Raw genomic sequence first — 9,428 nt, forward strand, 5'->3', positions numbered from 1 at the left:
CCGGTCGCGATCGCCCGGGGGGGTGGGGGTGTGGGCCGATCGCCTTCTGGGCGGTGCTTGGCGGGCGCCCGGGGGGGGGGCGGGGGTGGCTTCCTCGTCGCCGGTCCGGGGCTCAGGACTGGTACGGCTCGGCCTTGAGGATCCTCACCGAGGCGAGCTTGCCGTTCGGCAGCTCGTACTGGGCGTCCTCGCCGACCTTCTTGCCGGTCACGCCGGAGCCCAGCGGGGACTGCGGAGAGTACGTCTCGATCTCAGTGCTCGCGTATTCGCGTGAGGCGAGCAGGAAGTCCAGGGTGTCGTCCTGGTCGCCGTCGAAGGCGATGGTGACGACCATGCCCGGCGCGACCACGCCGTCCGCCGCGGGAGCCTCGCCGACCTTGGCCTTCTCCAGGAGCTGGGTCAGCTGGCGCACACGGAGCTCCTGCTTGCCCTGCTCCTCCTTGGCCGCGTGGTACCCGCCGTTCTCGCGCAGGTCCCCCTCCTCGCGCGCGGCCGCGATCTTGGCGGTGATCTCCGTGCGCGCGGGACCAGACAGGTACTCCAGCTCGGCCCTGAGCTGGTTGTACGCCTCCTGGGTCAGCCAGGTGACGTTCTCACTGGTCTGGGTCACAGGTGCTCCTCGTAGGTACTGGGAATACAAAGCATCGCCCTACCCAGAAGCATGTTCTCTCACGGGTGGGCGAAACCACGAGCCTAACAATTCAGCGGCTCTGAGGGGAGGACATAAGACATCAGAATTGCATCAACGCTGGTCAGCCGCCGGTCGGCCGCCGGTCGCGCAGAGTGATTCCGGCCCGCGTCGGTGCCGTCGGGGCCGGATCGGCGGTGCTGCTCAGCCCGCGTGACAGCCGAGGAGTTCCGCCGTGGTGCCCCGGGCCGTCGTACGCAGGGTGACCACCTTGTCGAGGCGGGAGGAGTCCTGGTCGAAACGGAAATCCGCCCGGCCCACCTCCAGGCCGTCGGCGTCCTGCGAACGCAACGTGCAGTAGCCCTTCGTACCGGCGTCCTTGTGCACCTCCAGGTGCACCTCGACCGCGCGGTCCGAGACCGCCTCGAAGGTGATCACCTGCGCGCTGATCTTGGACCCGGCGATGTAGTCGTAGCCGAACCAGCCGACCACACCGATCAGGGCGACCCCCAGGACACCGCCGATGATCCTGAGCTTCCGGTCGGCCCGCTCGTCCGCGGAGCGGCCGTACCGGCCCTCGGGCAGCCGCGTGCTCGGCGTACTCATGATCGTCCTCTCGGCCGGGTCCGTGAGAGGGGACCCCGGAATTATTCGCCCCCCGATTCCGTCACTATAGAAGCTGCCCACAGCGCGGATTCACGCCGGGCGCCGACAGCCGACCTACTCAGGCGACAGCCGACTGACCGAGGATTGAGTCTTGACTGACCAGCTGCGACTGATGGCCGTGCACGCCCACCCCGACGACGAGTCGAGCAAGGGTGCGGCCACCATGGCGAAGTACGTTTCCGAGGGGGTGGACGTGCTGGTTGTGACCTGCACGGGCGGGGAGCGCGGCTCCATCCTCAATCCCAAGCTGCAGGGCGACAAGTACATCGAGGAGAACATCCACGAGGTACGCAAGAAGGAGATGGACGAGGCCCGCGAGATCCTCGGCGTCAAGCAGGAGTGGCTCGGCTTCGTCGACTCGGGTCTTCCCGAGGGCGACCCGCTGCCGCCGCTGCCCGAGGGCTGCTTCGCCCTGGAGGACGTCGACAAGGCGGCCGGCGAGCTGGTCAAGCAGATCCGCTCGTTCCGCCCGCAGGTGATCACCACGTACGACGAGAACGGTGGCTACCCGCACCCCGACCACATCATGACCCACAAGATCTCGATGGTGGCCTTCGAGGGCGCCACGGACACCGAGAAGTACCCGGAGTCCGAGTTCGGCCCGGCGTACCAGCCGCGGAAGCTCTACTACAACCAGGGCTTCAACCGCCCGCGCACCGAGGCGCTGCACCACGCGCTCCTGGACCGCGGGATGGAGTCGCCCTACGGGGACTGGCTGAAGCGCTGGAGCGAGTTCGAGCGCACCGAGCGCACGCTGACCACGCACGTTCCGTGCGCGGACTTCTTCGAGATCCGTGACAAGGCGCTGATCGCACACGCCACGCAGATCGACCCCGACGGCGGCTGGTTCAAGGTCCCCATGGACGTCCAGCGAGAGGTCTGGCCGACCGAGGAGTACGAGCTCGCGAAGTCCCTCGTGGACACATCCCTCCCCGAGGACGACCTCTTTGCGGGCATCCGCGACAATGCCTGACATGAGCGCAAGCCTGGCACTGACGCACCTCGTCCCCCTCGCCAAGGAGGTCGACGAGAACAAGGTCACCCCCGGCGTCCTCGGCTTCATCGTCTTCGCGGTGATGGCCCTGGCCGTCTGGGGTCTGATGAAGTCCATGAGCAAGCACATGGGCAAGGTCTCCTTCGAGCAGGACCCCGAGAACGAGGCGGTGTCCGCCGACGGCTCCGGATCCGGCGGGAAGACCGCTCCCGCGAAGGGCTGAGCGGGCGCCCGCGCGGGGCCGGGCAGGCACCCGCGGGAGGCCCCGGCCAGGGGCCGGAGCCCCGGCCACGGGCCTGACGGCGCCACCGGCCCGACCGGCGGCCGTCGGCCATGCCCGGGGCCACCACCAGCCATGACCGGCACCCCGGTGTGAGGCCCTTCGGGCGCACACCGGGCTTCGCCATGTCCCCGCGGGGCCGCCCGCCTCACGTCGCCGGGGCCGGGAGGCCGCCGCCTCACGTCGCCTGGGTCGGAGGCCGTCGCCGCGTCACGTCGTCACGGGCACGCCCATCACATCGCGGGCGTGCCGTCCCGGCACCATGCCCAGGCGCCAGGCCTGCCACCCGGCGTCCAGGTCCACTCCCCGCTCCAGCAGCAGCCGGTACGCCTCGATGAAGTCGTCCAGCCGGCCGTCGCGGGTGGCGTGGCCGGCCCGCCCGAGCTGCGACAGCTCCTCCACGGCCACCGCGGCGCCCACCTCGTGGCCGCCCGGCGCCGCGTAGGGGAGCAGCGTGCAGCGCAGGAAGCGGGCCCAGTCCTCCCCGCGGCGGTCGCCGTACGAGGCGAAGAGGCCGACGGCCTCGTCGCACAGGGTCAGCGCCTGCTGCGTACGGCCGTTGCCCGCGTCGACGACGGCGAGCTCCAGGCAGGTCCACGCCTCGCCGTGAGCGACCCCGATGCGCTGGAAGTCCGCGCGGGCGTCGACCAGGAGCTGGCGGGCGAAGCCCGAGTTCCGCAGGGAGCCCGTCTGCGCGGCGCGCTGGTCGCGGGTCACGCGGGCCGAGTGGTGGCGGGCGCAGGCGAGGCCGTAGACGTCCCGCATGCGCGAGAACATCGTCCGGGAGCGCTCCAGCTCCCGCACCGCCTGGTCCAGGCTGCCGGTCTCCTCCAGGGACTGGCCCAGGTAGTAGACCGTCCAGGCCTCGCCGCGCGCGTCCTCGTTCTCGCGGTGCCGGGAGGCCGCCTGGCGCAGCCCGTCGACCGCGGCGGAGGGGTCGCCCTCGACGAGTCTCGCGCGGGCGAGCTGGGTGAGCGCCCAGGCCTCCCCGCGGGCGTCGCGCGTACGGCCGTACAGATCGAGCGCCTCGCGCAGTTCACGCTCCGCGCGCGGGACGTCGCCCATCCGCAGACCGAGCTGGCCGAGCTGGAAGTGGGCCCAGGCCTCGCCGTGCACCGAGCCGCTCTCACGGTGCAGGACCAGCGCCTCGGTGAGGAGCCCGAGGGCCTGGCCGAGCCGGGACCTGTCGCGCTCCACCGCGGCGAGCGCGTGCATCGTCCAGGCACGGTCGGCCGCCAGCTCGGGTGAGGCCTGGAGGTCCATGGCCTCCTGGAGCTTGGCCGCCGCCTCGACGAGGCCGCCCTGGTGGTGCAGCGTGATGCCGAGCGAGCACAGCGCTCTCGCGGCCCCCGCGTCGTGATGGGCCTCGAAATACAGGTCGACCACCGCGGCCAGGGTCGTCCGCGCCTTGTCCAGCTCGCCGAGCTGGCGGGCCGCGATACCGGTGCGCCACTGCACCGAGCGGACCAGGAGCCCCTGGTCGACGGCCTGGGTCAGCTCGCTGATCTCGCCCAGCCGGTACAGGTCGCCGCGCAGCAGGCAGTAGTCGCACAGGGCGCCCAGCAGATGCAGCACCGCCGCCTGGTCCACTCCTTCCGCGTGTCTGAGGGCCGCCGTGATGAAGCTCGACTCGTCGTCCAGCCAGCGCAGCGCGGCGTCCAGGGAGGTGAAGCCGTGCGGCCCGAACTGGTCGGCGCGCGTCGACGTCTTGCCGTCCACCAGGCGGATCACCGAGTCGGCGAGCTCCGCGTAGTTCACGATCAGGCGCTCCTGCGCCGCCGTGCGCTCCGAGGCCTCCTCCTCGTCGAGCAGACGCGCCGCGGCGAAGGTCCGTACGAGATCGTGCAGGCGGTAGCGGCTGCCGCGCACGTGGTCGATGAGACCCGCCCGGGACAGCGCGGTCAGATGGCGGAGGGCCTCGGGTTCGTCCGTCGCGAGCAGGGAGGCCGCCGCTGCCGCGCCCAGCGAGGCCCGGCCGGCCAGGGCCAGCCGGCGCAGCAGCCTGCGTGCCGTGTCCGACTGGTCCGTGTACCGCAGCCACAGCACCCGCTCGACGGGCTCCACCGGGCCGTAGGCCGCGAGGTCGCCGGCGAGGGCGCGCGGGGTGCGGGGGCCGAGCGAGGAACCCGCGACCCGCAGGGCCAACGGCAGACCGCCGCACAACTCCCGTATCCGGTCGGCGGATTCGGCGTCGTACGGGCCGGACGCGTCCTGGGCCGCCGCGCTCAGCAGTTCCTCGGAGCCGGCCGCGTCCAGCGCCTCCACGGGGAGCTGGTGCACCCAGGCGGCCAGGCCGGCGGGCAGGTCGAGGGGCGTGCGGGCGGTCACCAGGACCAGGCTGTCGGAGCGCTCGGGGACCAGGGTGCGCACCTGCTCGGCGTCGCTCGCGTCGTCCAGCACGATCGTGACGGGCAGGCCCGTCAGATGCTGGTGATACAGCTCGCTCAGCCGTTTGACCTGCTGGTCCTGCGAGGAGCGCTCGCGGAAGAGGAGCTGTTCGCGCGGGGCGCCCAGCCGGTTCAGCAGGTGGAGCAGCGCGTCGCGGGTGGTGAGCGGCGGATCGTCCGGGCTGTCGCCCCGCAGGTCGACCACGCACGCGCCGCGGAACTGGTCCTTGAGGGCGTGTGCCGCCCGGACCGCGAGGGTGCTGCGGCCGGAGCCGGGGGCGCCGTGCAGAACGACGACCGTCGGTTTCGTCTCCGTGCTCGCCCGGGCCGCGTGCACCCACCGCGCGATCCGTGACAGTTCGCTCCGGCGCCCGGTGAACGGGCCCTCCTGTTCCGGGAGCTGACCGAACGACTGCTCCAGTACGTTGCGGCGGCGGGCGGCCGCGCTCTTGTCGGTGCGCCGCAGTTGGGGGGCGCCCTTCTTGGCGCCGGTGGTGGCGCTGAGCACCCGCTGCTGGTCGAGGAACGGGCGGACGCCCCGTACCTCCAGGGCCGTCAGCCACTGGAGGCGCAGTTGCTCGGGGCCGCCGGGCTGTCCCAGGGCTCCGGCGCGGCGGCTCGCGGCGGGCACGTGCGTGGCCGTCACCTTGAGGACGGTGGCGGTCGCGCCCGCCACGGCCACCGTCGCCCCGGTGCCCACCGCCGTGCCGGCGCCGGTGCCGAGGGCCAGGTCGGCGACGACGGCCGCGAGCGCGCCGACCGCGGCCACCAGCAGGGGAGTTCCGGACCCCTCGCGGGCGAACCGCTGCCCGAAGGTCTGCCGCCCGGCCTCGGACTCCTCCAGCGCCCGTGCGTACGCCGTGTACTCCTCGGCGGCCGTCTCCGCCATCGTGTCGAGCGAGGCCCGCGCCCGTGACAACAGGGCGCTCCCGTCCGCACGCCCCCCTGAGCGCCGCACCTCCTCCTCGACAGCCCGGGCCAACAGCCGCTCGGCCTCCGCCCGATGGCCGTCCCGCATGTCACGTCCCCCTCCGGCAGCAACTCCCTGGCCTATGAGTGTCCTTCGACCGCGACGAGAGCGCGAGGGGGCGTCGATCATTCACCGTGATCGCGTGTGCCGGCCATCGGAGTCCGCCCCGCTGGACGCACGCGACCCGCCTGTTCCTCGCGTGGGGCACGGCCTTTGGAGAGGGCGAGGAACACACAGGCGCAGGCGAGCCCCGCCTCCGCCACGGCGCAGGCCAGGGCCTGGACCAGAGGGGCGCCCGGCTGCGCGGTGGTTATGTCGAACCAGGCGTCGAGCACCGCGACCGCTGCCGTCGCCGAGGCGGTCAGCCGGGCACGCGGATCGCGGCGCAGCCCCAGCGCGGCGGTGGCCGCGCAGCCCGCGGCCATCAGTACGTCGAGCCCCGCCCAGGCCACCTGCCAGTTCCGCACCTCGGTGCTGGCCGGGAGCGTCCGCACGAGGAGCACCATCCAGGGCACGAGCGCCACGGCGGTGATGCCGAGCAGCACGAGAGCCCAGTCGCTTCGCATCATGGTGCGCTTCATCTGCATGCCTCAACGATAGAATCACAGAGGAAATTCTGCAAAGAAAATTCTGCAGAACAAGTTCTGTGGACGTGCCGAGCCGGGGGATACCGTGTCCGTATGCCCGACCCCGAGCTGACCAGCCTCGAACGCACCGCCCTGTACAAGTCCCTCGGCAACCCGCTGCGCCGCCGCATCCTCGACTACCTCGGCCGGCACGGCGAGGCGAACTCGACCGTCCTCGCCAGAGAACTCGGCGAGAGCTCCGGCACGACCAGCTACCACCTGCGCAAGCTGGCGGACCAGCATCTGATCGAGGAGATCGCCGAGAAGTCGGGCGGCCGTGAACGCTGGTGGCGGGTGCTGCCGTTCAGCCACACCACACCCGATCCGGCCACGATGGCCCCCGAGGAGCTCGCGGCCGCCGAGGGCGTGGCACGCCTGAAGATCGAGATGGACACCGGGCTGTACCTCCGGGCGCACAGGGAGTACGCGGGCCCCGAGGGGTGGGCCCAGGTCCAGCGCTCCGGCGACTGGATGACCAAGGGAGAACTCCTGGACTTCGTACGGGAGTACAGGGCGCTCCTGGACCGGTACGGCCACTCTCGTGAAGATGCCCCCGACGGGGCACGTCCGGTGCACCTGCGCTTCTACGCCGTCCCGGACGCCGTGGGAGAGTGGCAGGGTGAACCGACTGGCCCATGAGACGTCCCCGTATCTGCTCCAGCACGCCGACAACCCCGTCGACTGGTGGCCGTGGTCGGCCGAGGCCTTCGACGAGGCCCGCAGAAGCAACCGGCCCGTTCTGCTGAGTGTCGGGTACAGCGCCTGTCACTGGTGCCATGTCATGGCCCACGAGTCCTTCGAGGACGAGGCGACGGCCGCCTATCTGAACGAGCACTTCGTCAGCGTCAAGGTCGACCGCGAGGAGAGGCCCGACGTCGACGCCGTCTACATGGAGGCGGTGCAGGCGGCGACCGGGCAGGGCGGCTGGCCGATGACCGTGTTCCTGACCCCGGACGCCGAGCCGTTCTACTTCGGCACCTACTTCCCGCCCGAGCCCCGCCACGGCATGGCGTCCTTCCGGCAGGTGCTGGAGGGCGTGGCGAGCGCCTGGAAAGACCGGCGGGACGAGGTCGCCGAGGTCGCGGGGAAGATCACACGGGATCTCGCCGAGCGCGAGATGTCCTTCGGGGACAGCCGGGTGCCGGGCGAGGAGGAACTGGCCGGGGCGCTGCTCGGACTCACCCGCGACTACGACGCGGCGCGCGGCGGATTCGGCGGCGCGCCCAAGTTCCCGCCGTCCATGGTGATCGAGTTCCTGCTGCGCCACCACGCCAGGACCGGCTCCGAGGGCGCTCTGCAGATGGCTGTGGACACCTGTGAGCGGATGGCGCGCGGCGGTCTCTACGACCAGCTCGGCGGCGGCTTCGCCCGCTACTCCGTCGACCGGGACTGGGTGGTCCCGCACTTCGAGAAGATGCTCTACGACAACGCCCTTCTCTGCCGTGTCTACGCGCACCTGTGGCGTTCCACCGGGTCCGAGCTCGCGCGGCGGGTCGCGTTGGAGACCGCGGACTTCATGGTGCGTGAACTGCGGACCGTCGAGGGCGGGTTCGCCTCGGCGCTCGACGCGGACAGCGACGACGGCACCGGCAGGCATGTCGAGGGCGCCTACTACGTGTGGACGCCGGCGCGGTTGCGTGAGGTGCTCGGGGACGCGGACGCCGAGTTCGCGGCGCGGTACTTCGGGGTCACCGAGGAGGGCACCTTCGAGGAGGGTGCCTCCGTCCTGCAGTTGCCGCAGCAGGAGGAGGTCTTCGACGCGGACAGGCTCGCCCCGGTGCGGGAGCGGCTGCTCGCGGCGCGGGACGGGCGGCCCGCCCCCGGGCGCGACGACAAGGTGGTCGCCGCCTGGAACGGGCTCGCGGTGGCGGCCCTCGCGGAGACCGGCGCCTACTTCGACCGTCCCGACCTGGTGGAGGCCGCGATCGGCGCCGCCGACCTCCTCGTACGGCTGCACATGGACGACCGGGCGCGGCTGGTGCGTACCAGCAAGGACGGCCGGGCCGGCGCCCATGCCGGGGTGCTGGAGGACTACGCGGACGTCGCCGAGGGCTTCCTCGCGCTGGCGTCCGTGACCGGGGAGGGGGTCTGGCTGGAGTTCGCCGGGTTCCTGCTCGACCATGTCCTCGCGCAGTTCACGGACGCCGAGTCGGGTGCGCTGTACGACACGGCGGCCGACGCGGAGCGGCTGATCCGCCGCCCGCAGGACCCCACCGACAACGCCACGCCCTCGGGGTGGAGCGCGGCGGCCGGGGCGCTGCTGTCGTACAGCGCGCAGACCGGCGCGGAGCCCCATCGCACCGCGGCCGAGCGGGCGCTCGGTGTCGTGAAGGCGCTCGGGCCGCGGGCGCCCCGCTTCATCGGGTGGGGGCTCGCGGTGGCCGAGGCGCTGCTCGACGGCCCCCGGGAGGTCGCGGTGGTGGGCGAGGCCGGTGATCCGGCCACAACGGCGTTGCGGCGTACGGCACTTCTGGGCACCGCGCCGGGGGCCGTCGTGGCGGTGGGCGCTCCGGAGAGCGACGAGCTGCCGCTGCTGGCCGGGCGCCCGCTGGTGGACGGGAAGCCGGCCGCGTACGTCTGCCGAAACTTCGTCTGCGACGTCCCGACGACCGATCCCGACCGGCTCCGCGCGGTCCTGAACGGCCGAAACGCATAACCCCCAACCGGTCCAAACGCCCCCAGAGAGCGGTTTGTTCGGCAATTTGACCGAGCGTGATGAAACACGCTCTTCATCGGGGCAACCCGTGTCCTTCACAGATCCCCCATAGCTTCTGCGTGGGGGGGGGGGGGGGCGGGGGGGGGGGGGGGGGGGGCGCGGGGGGGGGGGGCGGCGGGGGGCGGGGGGGGGGTGAGAGATACACAGGGACAGAAGGAGCG

The 9,428-nt window shown here is 72.1% G+C and carries 8 protein-coding genes; 4 read left to right on the forward strand and 4 right to left on the reverse strand.

What is annotated here, in order from left to right:
• Window positions 1–112 precede the first annotated feature (112 nt).
• Window positions 113–610: a transcription elongation factor GreA gene (greA, locus tag ACFXGX_RS36010; protein WP_384800228.1), complete on the reverse strand. Its 498-nt coding sequence runs from the start codon at window positions 608–610 to the stop codon at window positions 113–115.
• 222 nt (window positions 611–832) lie between these two features.
• On the reverse strand, window positions 833–1,234 hold the full coding sequence (locus tag ACFXGX_RS36015; RefSeq protein ID WP_384800230.1) for a DUF4307 domain-containing protein: 402 nt from the start codon (window positions 1,232–1,234) through the stop codon (window positions 833–835).
• A 172-nt stretch (window positions 1,235–1,406) separates the two neighbouring features.
• Here ACFXGX_RS36015 and mca point away from each other — a divergent pair, with 172 nt between their 5' ends.
• On the forward strand, window positions 1,407–2,267 hold the full coding sequence (gene mca / locus ACFXGX_RS36020) for a mycothiol conjugate amidase Mca (protein WP_384800263.1): 861 nt from the start codon (window positions 1,407–1,409) through the stop codon (window positions 2,265–2,267).
• On the forward strand, window positions 2,260–2,511 hold the full coding sequence (locus ACFXGX_RS36025; protein ID WP_384800233.1) for a hypothetical protein: 252 nt from the start codon (window positions 2,260–2,262) through the stop codon (window positions 2,509–2,511). Before mca ends, ACFXGX_RS36025 begins: the two co-directional genes overlap by 8 nt.
• A gap of 267 nt (window positions 2,512–2,778) precedes the next feature.
• On the opposite strand, the gene ACFXGX_RS36030 is transcribed toward ACFXGX_RS36025, so the two are convergent.
• On the reverse strand, window positions 2,779–5,973 hold the full coding sequence (locus ACFXGX_RS36030) for a tetratricopeptide repeat protein (RefSeq protein ID WP_384800236.1): 3,195 nt from the start codon (window positions 5,971–5,973) through the stop codon (window positions 2,779–2,781).
• A gap of 77 nt (window positions 5,974–6,050) precedes the next feature.
• On the reverse strand, window positions 6,051–6,512 hold the full coding sequence (locus ACFXGX_RS36035) for a hypothetical protein (RefSeq protein ID WP_384800239.1): 462 nt from the start codon (window positions 6,510–6,512) through the stop codon (window positions 6,051–6,053).
• Between the two features lie 93 nt (window positions 6,513–6,605).
• Here ACFXGX_RS36035 and ACFXGX_RS36040 point away from each other — a divergent pair, with 93 nt between their 5' ends.
• Both ACFXGX_RS36040 and ACFXGX_RS36045 read left to right on the forward strand, forming a co-directional pair.
• Window positions 6,606–7,190 carry an ArsR/SmtB family transcription factor gene (locus ACFXGX_RS36040; protein WP_384800242.1) on the forward strand — a complete coding sequence of 195 codons (585 nt, stop codon included), beginning with the start codon at window positions 6,606–6,608 and terminating at the stop codon, window positions 7,188–7,190.
• A complete protein-coding gene (locus ACFXGX_RS36045) occupies window positions 7,171–9,207 on the forward strand; it encodes a thioredoxin domain-containing protein (protein ID WP_384800245.1) in 2,037 nt (678 codons plus the stop codon). The genes ACFXGX_RS36040 and ACFXGX_RS36045 overlap by 20 nt, the downstream gene beginning before the upstream one ends.
• Window positions 9,208–9,428: the final 221 nt, after the last annotated feature.

The organism is Streptomyces sp. NPDC059371 (genome assembly GCF_042751995.1).
Taxonomy (GTDB): Bacteria; Actinomycetota; Actinomycetes; order Streptomycetales; family Streptomycetaceae; genus Streptomyces.

Bases quoted from the DNA above. Each gene is read 5' to 3' on its own strand.
- ACFXGX_RS36030 (WP_384800236.1), bottom strand. From the start codon at position 5,973: ATGCGGGACGGCCATCGGGCGGAGGCCGAGCGGCTGTTGGCCCGGGCT.
- ACFXGX_RS36035 (WP_384800239.1), bottom strand. From the start codon at position 6,512: ATGCAGATGAAGCGCACCATGATGCGAAGCGACTGGGCTCTCGTGCTG.
- ACFXGX_RS36015 (WP_384800230.1), bottom strand. From the start codon at position 1,234: ATGAGTACGCCGAGCACGCGGCTGCCCGAGGGCCGGTACGGCCGCTCC.
- ACFXGX_RS36040 (WP_384800242.1), top strand. From the start codon at position 6,606: ATGCCCGACCCCGAGCTGACCAGCCTCGAACGCACCGCCCTGTACAAG.
- ACFXGX_RS36025 (WP_384800233.1), top strand. From the start codon at position 2,260: ATGCCTGACATGAGCGCAAGCCTGGCACTGACGCACCTCGTCCCCCTC.
- mca (WP_384800263.1), top strand. From the start codon at position 1,407: ATGGCCGTGCACGCCCACCCCGACGACGAGTCGAGCAAGGGTGCGGCC.